Below are 18377 nucleotides of genomic sequence, written 5' to 3'. Positions count from 1 at the left end.
TTTGGTGTCGCTATCCCTGGTCGGCCGGCTCCCGACCGGCCGGCAAGGACGTTTCGATGTGGTAATCGACTTGATGGCGCGCGATCCTGAGGTCGCCGAGCTCCTCACGAACCCTCAAATGTTCGGGGTGAGAGGCATAGTTTTTCAGGGCGTTCGCGTCGGTGAATTCGGTGACGAGCACCACATCGCAGGCGTAGTCCACGTCTGAGATATCCATGCCGACTTCGACATGAGTCATGCCCTCGATCCGCCCGCGCAAATCCTCGAAAGCGGTTTTCACCCTGTGGCGGGCCTCCCGGCGCGCCTCGGGCGTTTCGCCTCGTACGCGCCACATCACAATGTGTTTGATCGGACCGCTCACAATGCCTCCCTCGGTGCGCTTGCCTGGTTCTGAATTAACCACTTGCGCCAATCGGAATAAACCGCATAGTAAGGAAAGCTTTTTTCCACCTAGAGGAAAAATGGACCGTCTCGCTCAAGTCGAAGTCTTTGTAAGAACCGCTGGATTCATGAGTCTGTCGCGTGCGGCGATCAGCCTCAACATGTCCAACGCCGCGGCAAGCCGGCACTTGAGTGCGCTGGAGGAGCGACTTGGCGTCCGGCTCATCGAGCGCAATACGCGCCGGCTGTGGCTGACGGAGGCCGGCCAGGAGTTCCTCGTTCGCGCAACGCAGTTGCTCAACGAATTCGACGAAGCGGAAAATGCGGTTCTGGAGCGCGTTCTTTCACCCTCCGGCCTGCTCAAGGTGACGAGCTCTCTGTCCTTCGCCATGCTCTGCATCGCGCCGGTGCTGCAGGAGTTCCGCGCGCTCTATCCCAGGCTGAACGTGCAGATCGTCACCGCCAACCGCTATCTCGATTTCATCGAAGCCGGCATCGACGTCGCGATCCGTACCCGTGAACACGAGCCGGATTCGGGCATCATCGTGCGAAAGCTGGGCTCGACGCCGCGATTGCTGGCGGCGGCGCCCGAGTATTTGTCGAGACGTGGAATGCCGGTGAAACCGGCCGATCTCATGAGACACGACATGCTCGTCTACAATCTCGCCAACGAGCCGAACATCCTCAATCTGACGCGCCAGGGACGCTCGGAGCGAGTGAATATCGGCAATACGCTCGACTGCAACGATGGGCAGGTGATCCGGCAAGCGGCACTGGCGGGCATGGGCATTCTGATCCAGCCGCTTTATATCATCGCCGATGATATCCGGGCGGGAAGCCTCGTCCCGGTGCTGACGGACTGGGAACTGCCGATCCTCAACATGAACATCGCCTATCAGAACAAAACGCGGCTGCCGGCCAAGGTTAAAGTTTTCTCGGACTTCTTGATCAGCAAGATCCGTTCGAACCCCGACAACGGGATCAGCTACTCCTGATGTCTTGGCGGACGACGAGTATGCTTGCCGATCTCACGCTGTTTCTCATGAAGCCAGCCGGAAGGGGCGTTTGTTTGTCTCTTTGCCGAATATCGATACAAGTTCGTTGAGGTCGTTGGTTTGAGTTGCGAGTCCCTCAGTTGCCGCTGCCGTCTGCTCGACCATCGCGGCATTTTGCTGCGTACCTCTATCGATGAGGCCGACGGACGACTTGATTTCGCGAATTGCCGTCGACTGCTCATGAGCCGATGATACGATGGCGCTCACATGCTGGTTGATTTCTTGCACCGAGATGACCATCGTCTCCAGTTCCGAGCCGGTTTTTTCGACAAGCGTGACGCCATTCTTCACTTGACCGCTCGATGCGGAAATCAAGCTTCGTATCTCTTTGGCCGCTTTTGCCGATCGTTGCGCAAGTTCGCGGACTTCCTGCGCGACGACGGCAAACCCCTTGCCCGCATCACCGGCTCGGGCGGCCTCCACTCCGGCATTCAACGCCAGCAAGTTCGTCTGAAAGGCGATATCGTCGATAACGCCGGTAATGGTGTTGATCTCGTTGGAAGATTTTTCGATTTCACGCATCGCGGCAACGGCGTCGTTGACAACTTTTCCGGACAATTCTGCGTTTGCGCGCGTCTGGGCGACGAGATTTCCCACCTGTTCCGCTCGTGCCGTAGCCTCTGTCACCGTTGTCGAAATCTCCTCGAGTGCTGCTGCCGCCTCCTCTACCGAGGCCGCCTGCCGCTCCGTTCTGCCGGCCATATCATGTGCCGCCCCACGGATCTCCTCCGTTGTCGCGTGCATTGATGTAACATTGGCTTTGACCTGCAGAATGACTTTGGAAAGCTGCCCCACCGCTGTGTTGAAGTCGCTGCGCAACGACTCGTATTCCTTGGGAAACTGCGCCTGTATCTGGCAACCAAGGTCACCATGCGCCAGCTGGTGCAAGGCAGAGGCCATTGCGCTAACGACGGCTTTCTGCCCCGCGGCCATTTCAGCATCGCGTGCGCGAGAAAGCTCTTCCGCTTGCCGGGATTTGACGAGATCGGCGATATCTTGCCAGGAACTGATACATACGGCCCGCCCACCGATATTCGCCAGCTGAAGCGTTACCTGAACCGGAAACGGGGTGCCGTCCAATCGCTGGTGCATCCATTCAAAACGGGCGATCCCCTCGCGCGCGACTTTCTCGAATATTTCGGCCGAGGCGGCACTGGATAGACGCCCGTCGGGCTGGAACTTCGGAGAAAGCTCGGCGGGATGAAGACCGATAATTTTCTCCTTTGTCAGGCCAAGTATGGTTTCCATCGCGTGATTGCAGTCGATGACGTGTTGATCTTCCACAACAAAGCATGCGTCAGGCGAATTTTCAAAGACGTACTCCGCGACCAGTTGAGGAAACGCTGGTCTGGACTTGAAGATCGACATTTTATGGGAAACCTTTTCAGCCAAGCAGCATATGTCTGGGCTATTGTGGTGGAGGGTTCACGGCGATGTGCGCGTGTTTAATTATGTATCTTATTGGAGTTGTGTGAATTATTTCATGATATCCAAATAAGGTTTGAAGCTAATTCTAGTCGTGATAAGTAGATAGTGTCAGATTGAACCCGATGTCCGCGACAATTCAAAATCTCTTCATGAAATTCTGTGGGATGAGGGAGTTTACTTCGTTGATGAAATGCTGATCCCCCGGTAATTCCGAGTAAACAGCCGGAAAATTAACGGACTATTACCCAAATCAAAGTGTGTGCGGATCGTGCGGAATTCGAGTGTCTTTTGCGGATTTTGGGTATTTTTGATGGACTAGGGGAGGCGATCGGCCTCTATGGCGACCTTGATGTTCCGGATGGCGATATCGTTCACGCCGGGGATCTGCTTGTCGCAGTTGATGCGACGGAGGCTTTCGCGGATCGCGATCGTGCTGCCCATGACTTGAGCAAGGCGCAGCTCGACGTCTCCGTACAATCGGAAGAAGTGACGCAAGCATTGAGAAGCTCACCGCAACACTGCCGCTGCCGCATAGATGAGCGTCGTAGAAAAGCCTCAGTTGAAATTGCATTTACGCAAGACGAGCGCATCGCGTCGCATATCGAATCTAGCTATTTGTTTATAGAGAATTTTTGATGTCAGTCGTTCGCAAGCTCTTATTCGGGCTGACCGCAGCCTTGGTCATTGTGATTGTTGTCGCCGCTGGTTGGCTCTGGCAAGTCGCGGGCGCCTATGGGTTTAACACGGTGTTGCGTCGCGGCGGAACCTATTGGATCACCGTGAAGCCTGATGACGAGCGGCTATCCGCCTCCATGCAATTGGCGTTGAAGAACCCAGTCCCGGCCGTGCAACCGGGGTCGCTGGTCTGGCAGGAACCTGAGATTGGCTTCGAGGTGGCGGAGCTGCCGGTGCTGGCCGATGGTCGCGAAGTCGACCGGATTTTTCTCAGCCGGATCGATCCGGCGCGCTTCCGCTTCGTCGTCCATAACGCCTCACAGGGGGATCGGGGCATCGACGAATGGGAGCATGCCTTGCCCAAGGCCGTGCTGATCGTCAATGGCAGCTACTACGACATGCATGGCCGGCCCGACACGCCCTTCATCAGTGAGGGTGTCGCGATGGGACCCCAGCAGTATGATGCGAAGGCCGGCGCCTTCTTTGCAGACGCAAACTCCGCTGACATCCGTGACCTGACCCATCGAGATTGGGGAAGTGCCCTTGCCGGGGCGACGAATGCGATGGTTTCCTATCCGCTCCTGATCGGCGACGATGGTCAGACTCATGTGAACGTGAAAAGTCGCTGGCTGGCCAATCGAACCTTTGTCGCGACGGACGGCTCAGGCCGCATCGTCATCGGCACGACGAAGGAGGCGTTCTTTTCTCTCGATCGGTTGGCAGAATTTCTCAAGGCGTCGCCGCTCGATCTCAAGATCGCCCTTAACCTCGACGGCGGCCCCCTCGCGCACCGCAGCGTCCGGCTGAACGGGTATAGCCAGAAATTTTATGCGCGATGGGAAGCGCAGGTCGAGGATGACAATGTCAAACTGCTGCGTTGGCCGGTTCTTCAGGCCAATTGGGCCATGCCGATGGTTTTGACGGTCGAGCGGAAATAGTTTGAGGTCAAAGCCGCAGTCGGATGCTTGTCGTCTCCGCCCGGCCGCTTTGACCTCTATCGGCACGCGTTCCCAACTTACCGGCATCCAGCATCCGGGCCAGTTCTGCGGTGGTCAGATCGGTCGGTTGCTGCCCCGCTCGATATTGAAGTCTCGGATTTACATTTACATTTCTGCGACCTCGACCGATAGGTGCGGGGCGAGCGCCCGCAGGAAACTCGCGGCATTGAAAATCGCAGCCGGTGGCTTCGCGCCAGTATCGCGGATGTCGCCTGACAGGATGCGCTGGACCGCTTCACAGATGATCGGCGCCGTGACGGCGTAGATGTCCTGTCCTTGGGCGACGATCCGGCGTCGCACCTCGCCTCGCGAGACGATCACATCCACGGCAAAGCGCTGCGCCGAGCGCCCGGTGTCGTCGACAGGCTGTGGCGGCGGCGTCGACGGGTCGCGAACATCCCGCAGTGCCGTTGTGCCGAGAAAGCTGTGCAATTCCTTTGTCTGCGTGCGACGGGCGATCAGCGGTACTTCCGAGAAGGAAAGTTCGACGAATGTTTGCTGGCCGAATGGTTCTGGCAATATGGATACGCGTTCGGCAGGCGGTTGGCGCACCGGCTCAAGCTGCCCGCCGTTGATGGCCAGGCGCCTCGCTGTGTTCTTTTCCCCGGTCACGCGCGTACCTTTTGTGGGCAACCAACTGTCGAGCGCAACGAAAATCTCAATCGAGTCGGCATCGTCCCACTCATCCATGACGGTTGCGACCAGCAGGTCGGCCAGTCCGCCGTAAAATCCCATGGCCGGGATGATGGCTACGCCCGCTTTTCCGGCCGCAGCCTCGTGACGGTCCAGCGTCGTCTGTACGCTCGGCTGCTCGGCTGTCACGTCGAGATAATGGACGCCGGCCCGCAACGCTGCACGCACCACCGCGTCGGCCGTGTCCATGAACGGCCCAGCGCAGTTTATCACAGCCGCCGCCCCGGCGAGCGCCCGGTCCAGAGCCGCGTCGTCCTCCACCGCAGCTTCACGGCATTCGACGCCGCGTTCCGCAAAGCCCGCCTCCGCCAGCCGCCTGATATTCCGTCCAATCGCGATAGGCTTCAGCCCGCGCTGCAAGAGTTCGGCAATGACAAAACGCCCGGTATGGCCGTTTGCGCCCAGGACCGCTACGGCCTTGGGTGTCGTGTTGATATCGGCTGAATTGCTGGTCATCATCATCTCCATCGCTACAGACCTGTCTGTACTTAATAAAACATACAGGTCTGTAGCGTGTCAATCGGCTTTCTGCTATGGTGGAGGAATTAGGAGATACCGACATGCCAAAGAGCACAGCGAATGCCCCTGCCACCGGCGCCAAGGAGGTCCGCGACAGGATTCTCGAAACGGCGTCGGAGCTCTTTTACCGGCGGGGGGTGCGCGCCGTCGGCGTCGATCTTGTGGTGGAAAAGTCAGGCGTCGCCAAAACCAGCCTCTACCGCCATTTCGGCACCAAGGACGACCTGATCGCGGCCTTCCTCAAGCGTGAAGATCTGGATTTCTGGAGCACCTGGGACCGGGTGACGGAGCAGCATCCGGACGATGCCTCGGCCGAACTTGACGCCCATCTGGAGTGGATCGGCGAAAGGGTCGGGCGGGAAAATTACCGCGGCTGCCCGCAAATCAACACGGCGGCCGAGTTCCCCGAAGCCGATCACCCCGCGCGCAAGGTCGCAGAGACGCACATGCGTGAGATGAGGCGGCGCCTGAAGACCATAGCCGAGAGGCTGGCAGTTGCAGCGCCTGACCGGCTCGCCGGCCAACTGACGGTCCTGATCAACGGCGCCTTTGTCAGCATGCAGGCCTTTGAGCAGGGCGAGGCGATCGGGTTGCTCCGCGATGCCGCCCATGCGCTGATCGCCGCCAGCCGCAGTTGATCAGAGTTGCCGGCCTCTCAGCGGTTGTCTGTCGTCAGGCGCCGATCTGCTGTATCTCAGTGTCGGCAGAAGGCTCGGCTATGACGGCTTGATTCCGGCCCCGCTGTTTGGCTCGATAAAGCGCGCGATCGGCTTCGAGCAGCAGCGCCTCCGGAGAGATATTTTGATCCGGTGTCGCCAGCGCAATCCCGACGCTGATCGTTACGTGGCCGAAAGGCGACCCCTCATGCGTCCGCTTGACGGCTGCCATTGCCGAACAGAGGGCCTGTCCGATGATGGGCGCGTTGCCGGCTGAAGCGACTCGCGCAATGATGGCGAATTCCTCTCCGCCGTAACGGGCAACGAGATCCTGTTTGCTGCGCGTATTGCGTTCCAGCACCCCGGCGATTTCCTTCAGGCAGGCGTCTCCGGCCGGATGGCCGTATCGGTCATTGTAGCCTTTGAACCAGTCGGCATCCACCATGGCAAGCATCAGCAGCTCCTGACCCTGCCCAAGCCCGGCGAGCTCGCTTGCGAGAACTTCGTCGAAGCGGCGCCGATTGGCCACACCAGTCATCTCGTCCGTCTGGCTGATCGTCAGGAGCCTCTGATTGAGCCGCTCCAGCTCGGACGTCCGATCCCGTATCTTCCCCTCAAGCGCTTCATGGGCCGCGTGAACGCGTGCGGCCATCGAGGCAAAATCGCGGGCAAGCTCGCCGATCTCGTCGTCGGAATGCGTGGGCAGGGCGTCGTTGGCAACGGTAACGCCGGAACGGCCGACCAGCTGCGTGGCGTGGATCAATCGCACCAGCGGTTCGGCGACCTGCTTCTGCAGGATCGAACGGAGGATGAAAAGTTCGACGAGCAGGGTGAGCAGCCCGACGGCGATGACGATCCCGAGATTGGTGAGGATGGCGGACCGCATCAGAGATTTCGGATAGTGCACGGCGAGCACCCAGGGCGTATCCGGGATCCGGCCGACGGCGGTAATTTCGGTGTTGCTGTCGATCAGCGACACCGAACCCGCTCCGATCGACTGGCTTGCCTTCAGCAAAGGCTGGTAGTCGGCGATTTCAAGCGAGGAAATCGAGGCTTCGCCGGCGCTGGCGGTGATCTTATCGGCGTATTTGCCGTCGAAGATCAGTGTGCCCTGAGCATCGGTGGCAAAGATCGTCGCCCTGGCGCCCGGCAGTGTCGGACTGGCGGTTCGCTTCATCAGATCGTCGAGCAGCACGTCGACACAGGCCATGATGCGATGTTTGCCCGAAGCGTCAGGCGCGTCGGGCGTCGCGATCGTGGTCATCCACGCATTGTTGGAAGGATCCCAGTAGATGCGGGTGAAGAAGGTATCGTTCTGCGGCCCAGCGAACCCGCGGGAGTAAAATTCGAAGGTCTCGAGCTTCAGTGCATCCGGGCCTTCATATTGGAATACCTTGGCGATGTCGGCAGCCTGATAGATCGGGAAACCTTTTTCCGGCACCACGCCGTAGAAATTGAAGAGGCGGCCCTTGGCGGCAGAACCGAATTGGTAGGAGAGCAGATAGGACAGCGCAAACCGTGTCTTCACGTCCTCATCCGGCGTCACGTCAGGCGCGTAAGTCGCCGACATGCCGGGAAACCTGCGCCCATCAGGCAACGGCTCGCCTTCGAACAATCCCGGGCGCTGGGTGTAGGATCCGTCCTCATGGCGATAGAAAATATGGTCGAAATCGAGTGCCAATGATTGCCGGGCTTCGGCTGCCGCGTAGATCCGGTCGAACTCGACAAGAAAATTCTTTTCGAGGTCCTTCACCTCGCGGAATGGCAGAGACTCGCGCTGCAAAGCCTGTTCGGTCGAAAGCGAGAGCTGTTTGCGCACCGACTGCTCAAGCGCTGCATGATTGATGAAATAGGACACGCCGCCTGCACAGGCGCAGACCAGCGCGATGCGCAGCGCCGCCAGCCGCAATGCCCGCGACGCCAGCGTATGGCGTGTTTTCCGCTTCACCTTCGATCCGAAGACAATCTTCAACAGCGCGCTCAGGCTGCTCGATATCATCATTTACCTCAGTCGCTGGAAACAAGCCTGTCCGGCCGCTCTCGAGGGCAGCATCAGGACATCGTGCATGGATGGGCATCGCGGGAAAGCGCCACAATTCATTCGTGACGTGACGAGTTCGGCGGCGGCGCCGAAGCTCGTTCAGCGCATCGAGACATTGCGCGATGGGCTGGAGCAATTAAGGGTGCCCACAAGTTAACAAAGAACGCTTTTGCCGAAGCGCCGCCGATTTTCCTGCGCAACTTGGATAGAATGGGAGAAAACCGGATCACATGGTTGCTTGTCGGGCGCGCGGCTTGGCGGCTGTTCACGTCAGGAACAGGCCGGCCGCGCCGGCAAGGATCGCTATGCCGGTTGTGACCGCCAGCCGAACCGAATAACCGAGGCTTCCGGCGCTTGCCGCAAGACCGGTTTTCGCCAGAAGATTGGCGCAGGCGGCGACCGCTATCGCCCGCGCGGCCGCATCCGCGGGCACGGCTTGTGCCGACAGCTTCGTGATGGAGAGGGTTATCGCATCGAGATCGCCCAGTCCCGTGATGAAGGCGACCACGACCAGCGACTGCGTTCCAAAGACCGCCAATGTTGCTCGCGTCACGATGGTCACGGTGGCAAGCAGAAGTGCAAAGCGGAAAACGACCATCACCTCAAGCGGATTTCGCGGTGCAAAATCGGAACCGCCATCGGAGCGGCGCGCCAATCCGGCAAGGCCGCCGCCCGCCGCAAGGATCGCGGCCGCCGGGCCGAGCGATGCGGCAAGCTCCAACAGCACATCAGGCGCGACGACGCCGCAAATCAAAAGCACGCGGGTGAGCGATACGGCCCCGGCCAGCATCGCTCCGGCCGAAAGCAGCGGCGAGAGAGCGGGCATTTCGGTCGACTGGCGGGCAAAGGAAAGCGTCAGCGCCGTTGAGGACACGATGCCGCCGCAGGCGCCGGTCAGCAATATTCCGGCCCTGGCGTCGCTGAGCCTGATCATGACGTAGCCGGCAAATGAGACGGCCGCCACCAGGACGGTCAGCATCCAGAGTTCGAAGGGATTGATCATTTCCCAGGCATCGACCGTCTCATTGGGAAGGATCGGAAGAATGACGACCGTCATGGTCAGCAGGATCAGCGCGGCCCGCAACTCAAGCCAGGTCAATTTCCGCAGAAATCCGTGCAGCGGCTCCCGCGCCGCCAGAAGCGCCGTCACCGCCACGGCACTTGCGGCCGTCGCCGTCATGTCGGCAACGACGGCGCCGAAGCCGAGCGCGAACACCGTGATCGCAGCAACGGCGCCGGTTGCGCTGTAATCTTCCTCGCGCTCGGCCTGCATCCGGCTGAAGCTGAGGATCGTGATGCAGAAAAATGCAAAGATGGCCGTCGGCAGGATCGGTCCCGTCAACGGCTGCAGGAAACCGCAAAAGCCGCCGAGAAAGCTCGACAGGCCATAGGTGCGGATGCCCGCCACTCTCTTGCCCGGCGCGGCATCGCGGTCCTGCCATCCACGCTCGATGCCGACGAGGATGCCGATCGCGAGCGCGAGGCTGAGGCGTTGGAATGCGTCCGTCATCACCAATGAAGTCATTATCGAATCTTCGCAACATGCGGCGCGAGTGCTTGAATCCCGGGTCCTCGACCTGCCGGGTCATTCGACCCGTTCGCGAGGGCAATTTCTGCCGGCCCTATTCGGACGGACGGATCGTCACCGGAATCCGGCCACTGTCTTTCGATGCGCTTTTCATCTGACGCCAGCGATCCGGCTCGCCCATCCTTCTTCCCCCGCCTGACTGTGGTTCAAGTGTCGCCTCGCCATCGAAAGCGGTCAACTCAAACTTTGCCCGACCCATCCTTGTCCGCGGTTCCCACCGGCCATCGCCCTCCCGATGGGAACCGCGAGTCCGACCGTCCGTTACCATTTGAGGAACGGAGGATATGGACATGCGCAGGAAAAAAGCCATCGTCGAGGCAGCGATCGAATCTGAGTACGAGCGCCAGGCACTGGGAATCATGAATACGGAGCAAGCCTTGAAGCTTGAGGATTCCGATGGCCTGGTTTTCAGTCATCCGGATAAAGAGGCCGGCGCGACGGATCAATTTGTCGATCAGGAGCAATTGCGCCGATTGGTGCAGTAGCAACGACGCCGCTTTATGCGTCCGACGCGGACGCCGTGCATGACCTGAAGCGCGCCAACCCTCTTGGTGACGTCGCGAACCTGCACGTTTGCCGATGTCGTTCCTCCTAAGCAACGATTTAAAATGCTACAGCGTCCCTTGGCGGCTTTCGAAAAGACGCCGCCTGCGGTCTTGGGAAGAACGCGCAATCAGCATCAGGATAGGAGGAGACGTCGATGACGGAATTGAACGGGAAGATCGCGGCGGTCACGGGTGCTGCGTCCGGCATAGGATTGGCCTCGACGGAGGCGATGCTCGCCGCAGGCGCGACGGTCGTGCTGGTGGACCGCGACGAGAAGGCGCTGGAGACGATTTGCGGCCGGCTGGGCGAGCGCGCCATTCCGCTGGTGATTGACCTGCTGGACCCCAACGCCTGTGCGGGACTGCTCGAAGGTGTCCTGTCGAAGACCGGCAGGCTCGACATCCTGCATGCCAATGCCGGCACTTACATCGGCGGCGACCTGATGGAAACCGATCTCGATACCATCGATCGGATGCTCAATCTCAACGTCAATGTCGTCATCAAGAATGTACGCAGTGTCATTCCTCATATGATCGAACGAGGCACCGGTGACATCGTCGTCACCAGCTCCGTCGCCGGACATTCGGCAATTCCATGGGAGCCGGTCTATTCGCCGTCGAAGTGGGCGATGACGTGTTTCGTCCAGACGATGCGACGCCAGCTTCTGAAAAGCGGCATTCGCGTCGGCTCGGTTTCTCCAGGCCCGGTGATCAGCGCTCTGCTGGCGGATTGGCCGGAGGAAAACCTTCGCAAGGCCAAGGAGGCTGGCGCCTTGATCGAGCCCAAGGAAGTCGCCGACGCGATTATCTTCATGCTCACCCGGCCGCGCAACGTCACCATCCGCGATATCGTGGTGCTTCCAAGCGCCTTCGACATCTGAAGGAGCCGTGAAGTACCGGGGCTGATGTGGAAACGTTACCACATTTTCTTGACTCGCAATCCTGCTCCCTTTATTCGAATGTGGAAACGTTGCCATATCTGGGAGGAGCTTGATGAAATCCGCGCGGTTGAACCGTCTTTTCGGCGTGTCTGGAAATTGTTTTGACGTTGCCATCGATCACGGCATGTTCAATGAACGGACCTTTCTCGCCGGCATCGAGAACATGAAAACCGCCATCGAGGTGATCGCCGAGGCCGCACCCGATGCCATCCAGCTTCCGCCGGGGACCGCACCCATTCTGCAGGCGATCCCCGGCAAACATCGCCCGGCACTGGTGTTACGCACCGACATCGCCAACATCTACGGCAATCCGCTGCCGTCCCAGCTGTTTTCCGAAATGATCGACAGGGCGGTGGAACAGGGCGTTGCGCTGGATGCCGCCTGTATCGTCGTCAATCTCTTGATGCTGCCGGACCAGCCGGAAGTCTACCGCGCCTGCGTGCGCAATGTGAACAGCCTGAAGCGTGAATGCGAGATTTACGGCATGCCGCTGATGGTCGAGCCGCTGGTCATGCAGGACAATTCCAAGGGCGCCTATATGGTCGACGGCGCGATCGACAAGATCCTGCCGCTGGTGCGCCAGGCGGCCGAACTCGGCGCCGATATCATCAAGGCCGACCCTTGCGACAATGTCGAGGAATATCACCGCGTCGTCGAGATCGCCCAGGGCCTGCCGGTGCTGGTGCGCGGCGGCGGCCGGGTTTCGGATCAGGAAATCCTGGTCCGGACCAAGCAGTTGATGGAGCAGGGCGCCCGTGGCATCGTTTATGGCCGCAACGTCATCCAGCACAACAATCCCGGCGGCATGACGCGGGCCTTGATGGCGATCGTCCATGACAAGGCTTCCGTCGAGCAAGCCGCGCGGCATCTTGGCTGAGGCGCGTCTGGGAGGAGATGTCATGACGAAAATATTCCGCTTCGGCGTCATCGGCTGCGGTCTGATGGGGCGCGAGTTCGCCAGTGCCGCGGCGCGCTGGCTGCATCTGGCCGATGTCAAGGCGCGGCCGGAAATCGTTGCCGTCTGCGATACCAACACGACGCTGCTCGATTGGTTCAGGGATCACGTGCCGAGCGTTCGGCAGTTCACCGCCGACTATCGGGAGCTTCTGGCCAATCCCGAGGTCGATGCGGTCTATTGCGCCGTCCCGCATGTGCTGCACCAGCAATTCTATATCGACATCCTGAAGGCCGGAAAACACCTTCTCGGCGAAAAGCCCTTCGGCATGGACGCCGCTCAGAACCGCGAAATCACCGCGGTTCTCGCCGAACATCCCGAACTCCTGGTCCGCTGCTCCTCAGAAATGCCGTTTTTCCCCGGCGCACAGAAGGTCATCGCGCTGGCAAAAAGCGGTGAGATGGGGGAAATCCTCGAAGTCGAGGCGGGTTTCCTGCACTCTTCGGATATCGACCGGCAGAAGCCGATCAACTGGAAGCGCATGGCCGAGATCAATGGCGATTATGGTTGCATGGGCGATCTCGGCATGCATGTGCTGCACGTGCCGCTGCGTCTCGGCTGGCGCCCGGCCACCCTGCATGCGCAACTGGTCAAAAAGGTTACGGAACGTCCTGACGGCAAGGGCGGCATGCTGCCCTGCACCACCTGGGACAATGCCACGATCAGCAGCCGCGTGCGCACCGGCGATCAGGATTTCCCGATGGTGCTGAAAACCTGGCGCATCGCGCCCGGCGAATCCAACAGCTGGTACATCCGCGTTCTCGGCATGAAGAAAAGCGCATTCTTCAGCACGAAATCGCCGCGCCAGTGGCAATGGATGGATTATAATGGCGGTGCGCAGGCTTGGAGCACCGAGGATCTCGGATACGGCTCGCTGTTTCCGGCCATTACAGGCAAGATCTTCGAATTCGGTTTTGCCGACGCCATCCAGCAGATGTGGGCGGCCTTCGTCGACGAGCTTGCCGGCGGTAATGCCAACGGTTTCGGCTGCGCGACGCCTGATGAAGCGCAAGCCCATCATGCGGTCCTGACGGCCGCCCTCAAATCCGGCCGTGAAGACGTCGTGGTCCCGGTCGCCTATAACGGGGCGTCCGCCTGATGCGGCGCTCCGAGATCAACGCCGCCTTGCGGCGGGCAACCCAGACTCTCGAGCGCTGGCACTGGTCGCTGCCGGCATGGGGATATTGGACGGCGGCGGATTTCGCCGCGCACCCGCAGGAATCGGCCTATTTGCGCGCCCATCAGCTCGGATGGGATGTCACCGATTTCGGCTCGAACCGGTTTGCCGAATGCGGCCTCGTGCTGTTTTGCCTGCGCAACGGCATCGTCGATATCGAGGATGAACGCAGCTATGCCGAAAAGCTGCTCTTCGTCGAAGAAGGGCAGGTCACGCCGACGCACCGCCATGCGGCGAAGATGGAAGACATCATCAATCGCGCCGGCGGCGATCTCGTCATTGAATTTGCCGCGACCGATGCCGACGGCACTGTGCTGAAGGAGGATGTGACGGTTCCGGTCGACGGGCTGCCGCAGCGGCTCGCCGCATGGGAGCCGCTCATTCTCCGGCCTGGGCAGAGCGTCACGATCCGCACCGGGCTCTACCACCGCTTCTACGGCCGGAAAGGCGGTGGCCCCGTCCTTGTCGGCGAGGTCAGCCAGGTCAACGACGACCACAGCGATAATGTCTTTCTGGAGCCGATCGGCCGCTTTGCCGCGATCGAGGAGGATGAGCCGCCGCTCAGGCCCTTGTGGAACGAAGGGGGCTGCTGATGCGAACCGGGGAGGAGGTTCACCATCACGACAGTCGGAATGAGGGCGGCATCGTTTGCGCCGGAAACTTCATCGTCGATCGCGTCCACACCCTGTCCTATTGGCCCGAACAGGGCAATCTCGCCCATATCCTGCACCAGGATCTGGGTGTGGGCGGCGGGGCGGCCAATGTCGTCACCAATCTGGCCTCGCTCGGATTTCCCGGAAAGCTGGCGGCGGCCGGCTGCATCGGCGCCGATCAGGACGGTGAGATCGTCAAGGCACGCCTTGCGGTCGCCGGCGTCGATGTCGGCGGGCTGACGGCGCTCGCCGACCGGGTGACGGCGCATACGCATGTGATGAATGTGCCCGGCCAGAACCGGACCTTCTTCTATCATGGCGGCGCCAACGATGCCGTCACCGACAAGCTTATCGCACCGGCGGCCTTCGCCAAGGCCGGCTATCGGCTGTTCTATCTCGGTTATCTCATGCTGCTGCCGGGTCTCGACCGCATCGGCCCCGACGGCCGTTCGGGAGCCTCGCGCCTGCTCGAAGCCGCGCGCCGCGCCGGGCTGACGACCTGCGTCGACTTCGTTTCGAGCGAAGACCCGGAATTTGCGGCCAAGGTCGGCGTCTCCATGCCCTTCTGCGATTACCTGATCATCAATGAGATGGAGGCGGGCCGGGCAACCGGCGTTGCCGTTCGCGACGCCGAGGGGGATTTGATCGAGGCGGCGCTTTTGACGGCGGGCGAGCGCCTGCTGGCGGCGGGCGTCGCCAAGGGCGCGATCATTCACGCGCCGGAAATCTGCTTCTGGTTTGCGTCGGGCGCTTCGCCAATCACGACACGGTCGCGATCCGTCGACCCAGATGACATCGTCAGCACGGTCGGCGCGGGAGACGCCTTTTGCGCCGCCGTGCTCTACGGCCTGCATGAGAGCTGGCCGGTCGAGCATATCTGCGCCGTCGCCCATGCTGCGGCTGCGCGTTGCCTCAAGGGTGCGACGGCCACCGACGGCATTCCCGATATGTCCGTCCTCCTTCGCGAGGCAGAGGAGACGAACGCGCAACCCGCTTAGCCCTCGACGTCGCCTCAGGAGAAGGCGACGCCGATCGGCGTCCAGTCAGGATGGAGGAGCAGACATGAAGCTATTCGTTATGGCAGCCGTGCGCGCCACACTCATCGGTTTAGGTGCGACCGGGGAGGTGGGGCGATGACCTATGCGGAAACGGCGCGGCTTTCCGGCAAGGTGGCACTGGTTACGGGAGGAGCGAGCGGCATCGGCAAGGCGGTATGCGAACGCTTCGCCGCCGAGGGCGCCAGAGTTGTCGTGGCGGATCTCGACGGCGAACGATGCGTCCGGGTGGCGGAAGCGATCGGCCCTGATGCCTGGGGTGTGGCGCTTGATGTGACCAGCCAGGACAGCATCGAAGACGCTACGCGCTTCACGATATCAACCGCCGGTCAGATCGACATCCTGGTCAACGCCGCCGGCATTTACGAGGTCGAGTCCATTCTGGAAATATCCCGCGACCGGACCGCTCGGGTCTTTCAGGTCAATATCGAAGGCCTGATCTTCATGACGCAGGCCGTTGCCCGGCACATGGTGGAGCGAGGGGCAGGCGGACGCATCATCAATTTCTCGTCCCAGGCGGGGCGTCGGGGCGAGGGACCTGCCGTGGCCTACTGCGCCTCCAAGGCGGCCGTCATCAGCATCACGCAAAGCTGCGCCCTGGAGCTGATCCGTTACGGGATCAACGTCAACGCCATCGCTCCGGGCGTCGTCGATACGCCGATGTGGGACGTCGTCGATAGAAAACTCGGCAGCCGGGAAGGGTTGAAACCCGGCGACGTCAAGCGCCGCGTCGCTGCGGCCGTTCCTGCCGGACGATTTGGCGCCCCTGAGGAGCAAGCGGCCATGGCGGCCTTCCTGGCCGGCCCCGATGCAGCATACATCGTGGCGCAGTGTTACAATGTCGATGGCGGCAATGTCATGAGCTGACGCTTCGTTTCATCGGCAGCAAGAGGCAATCAAGCTTGAGGTCTGGAGGAGTGGAATGAGAGCTGTACGTTTGGAGTCGATCGGGTCTTTGACCATGCGCAGCGTTGAGAAACCGGTTGCCGGGCCGGGCGAGCTGCTTGTCCGGGTCGCCGCCGCCGGCATCTGCGGTTCCGATCGCCACATGTACAAGGGCGAATATCCGACGGCGATCCCGGTCACGCTGGGCCACGAATTCTGCGGCATCGTCGAAGAGATCGGTGATGGCGTCACCCGCTTTACCGGCGGCGAGCTGGTGACGGTCGACCCGAATATCGCCTGCGGCACCTGTCCGGCTTGCACGCGGGCGCGGCCGAACCTGTGCGAGAGGCTGACCGCCATCGGCGTGACGCGGGATGGCGGCTTTGCCGAATATGTGGCCGTGCCGCATGCGCAGGCCTTCACGCTGCCGGCTGGCCTCGATCCCGTTCACGGCGCCTTCTCGGAACCGCTGGCCTGCTGCATCCACGCCATCGACAAGGCAGGGATCCGTCCGGGCGACAGCGTCGCGATCCTCGGCGGCGGCGTGATCGGCCTGCTGATGGTGCAGCTGGCCCGCCTGGCCGGGGCTGGCGAGATCATTTTGATCACGCGTCAGCAATCGAGACGCCAGGCCGCCCTGCGCCTGGGGGCGACGCACGCCTTCGACCCGAATTCTTCGGACACGGTCGCGTCGGTTCGAGAGGTCACCAAAGGCGGCGCCGATGTGGTCATCGAGTGCGCCGGCGTCAGCGACACGCTGCAAAGCGGTCTGAGGATGGCGCGGCGCGGTGGCACCTTGGTGCTGTTTGGGGTCACGCCTGCGGGTGTCGAGGTACCGGTTCTGCCCTTTGATCTGCTGATCAACGAAGTCGATATCAGGCCGGCCTACCTCAACCCCTTCACCCATTCGCGCGCTGCGGCAATGGTCGCAAGCGGAGCATTGGAACTGGACGCATTGGTCACCAGAACCATAAGTCTCGAGGAGGTCGCCGACGTGGTCGGCAACGCGCCGTTGCCGGGCGAGATCAAGGTCATCGTCCGGCCCTAACTTCGGAGACCCATCTGCTCAGCTGCGGACGGGGCCGGTGGAGTCGCGCGCGATCAGTGTGACCGGCACTTTGACGATCGCACCCTGTCGGGATTCGTCGCCTGTCTGCTGCGCCTCGATCAGCGCTTCCAACAGCCGCGCGGCCTGCTGCCCGACATCGCGGATCGGCTGTGCGACCGTTGTCAGCCGCGGAAAGACATAGGCGGCCTCCGGCAGGTCGTCGAAGCCGACGACCGAATAGTCGTTCGGAACGGAAAAACCGCGATCCTGGATGGCATGGATGGCGGCAATCGCCGAAATGTCGGTCGTGCCGATAATCGCGGTGACATCAGGCCGGGACGCCAATAATTCTCGCGCCAGCCGGTAGGTCTCGGCGAAACTGTGCTCTTCCGCCATCGCCACGACGGCAGGCGCGATGCCGCCCTTCGCCATTTCCGCCGTGATGCCCTGAAGGCGAAGCTGGATGGGCTGGCTGTGTGCCGGCGCCCCGACGATGGCGATCGTCCGGTGACCGAGGCCGATCAGATGGCGCGCCATCAGCCGTCCGCCTTCCTCGTGATCGGCCATGACAGCGTCGTCGGCGACGCCGTTCAGCTCGCGGTCGATGGCGATGACCGGGATGCGAGCGTCCCGCAGCACCGCGAAATGCTCGATGCTGCCGAAAGCGCTGGCAACGATGACGCCGTCGACGCGCTGGGCGAGCAGCATGGAGATGTAGCGCGCCTCGTGCTCCATATTTTCCGCCGTGCTGCAGATCAGCGTCTGATAGCCATGCTGGAACAATTCCTGTTCGATCGCATGGGCGAGGATGCCGAAGAAAGGCACGTCGATCGACGGAAGCATCAGCCCGATCATCCGGCTTGGCGCCCCGCGCAGCATGCGCGCGCCCTTGCTGGGCGTGTAATTCAGCGTTCGGATCGCCGCCTCGACGCGGTCCCGGAGCTCAGGCGAGGCGTAGCCGCTGTTGTTGAGAACGCGCGAGACCGAAGAGACCGACGTTCCTGCAAGTTTGGCGATATGTCTGATGCTGGTCGTCACGTGCTCGCATTTCTTTCTGGCGGTCGAATGAGTCACATCTAGATCA

Annotated in this window: 17 protein-coding genes and 2 pseudogenes; 12 read left to right on the top strand and 7 right to left on the bottom strand. The window is 61.1% G+C overall.

Annotated elements, in window-relative coordinates; translation table 11 throughout:
- Positions 1-10: 10 nt before the first annotated feature.
- Positions 11-361, bottom strand: a complete 351-nt coding sequence (locus CO666_RS16860) for a Dabb family protein (protein ID WP_097613256.1) — start codon at positions 359-361, stop codon at positions 11-13.
- A 100-nt stretch (positions 362-461) separates the two neighbouring features.
- Here CO666_RS16860 and CO666_RS16855 point away from each other — a divergent pair, with 100 nt between their 5' ends.
- Positions 462-1376: a LysR family transcriptional regulator gene (locus CO666_RS16855; RefSeq protein ID WP_097613221.1), complete on the top strand. Its 915-nt coding sequence runs from the start codon at positions 462-464 to the stop codon at positions 1374-1376.
- 45 nt (positions 1377-1421) lie between these two features.
- Here the strand turns inward: CO666_RS16855 and CO666_RS16850 are convergent.
- Together CO666_RS16850 and CO666_RS35030 are read right to left on the bottom strand one after the other, a co-directional pair.
- Positions 1422-2339 (bottom strand): annotated as a pseudogene (locus CO666_RS16850) (methyl-accepting chemotaxis protein); the annotation flags it as partial.
- A gap of 72 nt (positions 2340-2411) precedes the next feature.
- Positions 2412-2804: pseudogene (locus CO666_RS35030) on the bottom strand (PAS domain-containing protein); the annotation flags it as partial.
- Positions 2805-3152: 348 nt separating this feature from the next.
- Here CO666_RS35030 and CO666_RS33680 point away from each other — a divergent pair.
- Positions 3153-3500, top strand: a complete 348-nt coding sequence (locus CO666_RS33680) for an HlyD family secretion protein (protein ID WP_143540318.1) — start codon at positions 3153-3155, stop codon at positions 3498-3500.
- Complete coding sequence (locus CO666_RS16845; protein ID WP_097613219.1) at positions 3500-4477, top strand: phosphodiester glycosidase family protein; 978 nt, start codon at positions 3500-3502, stop codon at positions 4475-4477. The genes CO666_RS33680 and CO666_RS16845 overlap by 1 nt, the downstream gene beginning before the upstream one ends.
- Before the next feature lie 165 nt (positions 4478-4642).
- Here the strand turns inward: CO666_RS16845 and CO666_RS16840 are convergent, their stop codons facing one another.
- Positions 4643-5686, bottom strand: a complete 1044-nt coding sequence (locus tag CO666_RS16840) for a saccharopine dehydrogenase family protein (protein WP_097613218.1) — start codon at positions 5684-5686, stop codon at positions 4643-4645.
- A 104-nt stretch (positions 5687-5790) separates the two neighbouring features.
- Here CO666_RS16840 and CO666_RS16835 point away from each other — a divergent pair, with 104 nt between their 5' ends.
- Positions 5791-6387, top strand: coding sequence for a TetR/AcrR family transcriptional regulator (locus CO666_RS16835; protein WP_097613217.1), 597 nt, complete (start codon positions 5791-5793; stop codon positions 6385-6387).
- 34 nt (positions 6388-6421) lie between these two features.
- Here CO666_RS16835 and CO666_RS16830 read toward each other — a convergent pair whose 3' ends face one another.
- Positions 6422-8404: a sensor domain-containing diguanylate cyclase gene (locus CO666_RS16830; RefSeq protein WP_097613216.1), complete on the bottom strand. Its 1983-nt coding sequence runs from the start codon at positions 8402-8404 to the stop codon at positions 6422-6424.
- 307 nt (positions 8405-8711) lie between these two features.
- On the bottom strand, positions 8712-9974 hold the full coding sequence (locus CO666_RS16825; protein ID WP_097613215.1) for an MgtC/SapB family protein: 1263 nt from the start codon (positions 9972-9974) through the stop codon (positions 8712-8714).
- Between the two features lie 344 nt (positions 9975-10318).
- On the opposite strand from CO666_RS16825, the gene CO666_RS16820 reads away from it, so the two are divergent.
- The 8 genes from CO666_RS16820 to CO666_RS16785 all read left to right on the top strand — a co-directional run bounded on the left by CO666_RS16820 (position 10319) and on the right by CO666_RS16785 (position 17293).
- Positions 10319-10519, top strand: a complete 201-nt coding sequence (locus CO666_RS16820) for a hypothetical protein (RefSeq protein WP_179869701.1) — start codon at positions 10319-10321, stop codon at positions 10517-10519.
- 215 nt (positions 10520-10734) lie between these two features.
- Positions 10735-11460, top strand: coding sequence for an SDR family oxidoreductase (locus CO666_RS16815; RefSeq protein WP_097613214.1), 726 nt, complete (start codon positions 10735-10737; stop codon positions 11458-11460).
- A 112-nt stretch (positions 11461-11572) separates the two neighbouring features.
- Positions 11573-12397, top strand: coding sequence for a class I fructose-bisphosphate aldolase (locus tag CO666_RS16810; protein WP_097613213.1), 825 nt, complete (start codon positions 11573-11575; stop codon positions 12395-12397).
- Between the two features lie 22 nt (positions 12398-12419).
- Complete coding sequence (locus CO666_RS16805) at positions 12420-13574, top strand: Gfo/Idh/MocA family protein (RefSeq protein WP_097613212.1); 1155 nt, start codon at positions 12420-12422, stop codon at positions 13572-13574.
- The gene (locus CO666_RS16800) at positions 13574-14245 is read left to right on the top strand and encodes a D-lyxose/D-mannose family sugar isomerase (RefSeq protein ID WP_097613211.1); all 672 of its coding nucleotides are present in this window, start codon (positions 13574-13576) and stop codon (positions 14243-14245) included. The genes CO666_RS16805 and CO666_RS16800 overlap by 1 nt, the downstream gene beginning before the upstream one ends.
- Entirely contained in the window at positions 14245-15303 is a 1059-nt protein-coding gene (locus CO666_RS16795; protein WP_097613210.1) for a carbohydrate kinase family protein, read from the top strand. The genes CO666_RS16800 and CO666_RS16795 overlap by 1 nt, the downstream gene beginning before the upstream one ends.
- Before the next feature lie 135 nt (positions 15304-15438).
- The gene (locus CO666_RS16790; protein ID WP_097613209.1) at positions 15439-16227 is read left to right on the top strand and encodes an L-iditol 2-dehydrogenase; all 789 of its coding nucleotides are present in this window, start codon (positions 15439-15441) and stop codon (positions 16225-16227) included.
- A 55-nt stretch (positions 16228-16282) separates the two neighbouring features.
- Positions 16283-17293, top strand: a complete 1011-nt coding sequence (locus tag CO666_RS16785) for a zinc-dependent alcohol dehydrogenase family protein (protein WP_097613208.1) — start codon at positions 16283-16285, stop codon at positions 17291-17293.
- Between the two features lie 18 nt (positions 17294-17311).
- On the opposite strand, the gene CO666_RS16780 is transcribed toward CO666_RS16785, so the two are convergent.
- Complete coding sequence (locus CO666_RS16780; RefSeq protein ID WP_097613207.1) at positions 17312-18331, bottom strand: LacI family DNA-binding transcriptional regulator; 1020 nt, start codon at positions 18329-18331, stop codon at positions 17312-17314.
- Positions 18332-18377: the final 46 nt, after the last annotated feature.

Origin of the sequence: Rhizobium chutanense (assembly GCF_002531935.1) — a bacterium.
GTDB lineage: Bacteria > Pseudomonadota > Alphaproteobacteria > Rhizobiales > Rhizobiaceae > Rhizobium > Rhizobium chutanense.
This window is presented reverse-complemented; position numbering and strand designations above follow the sequence as displayed.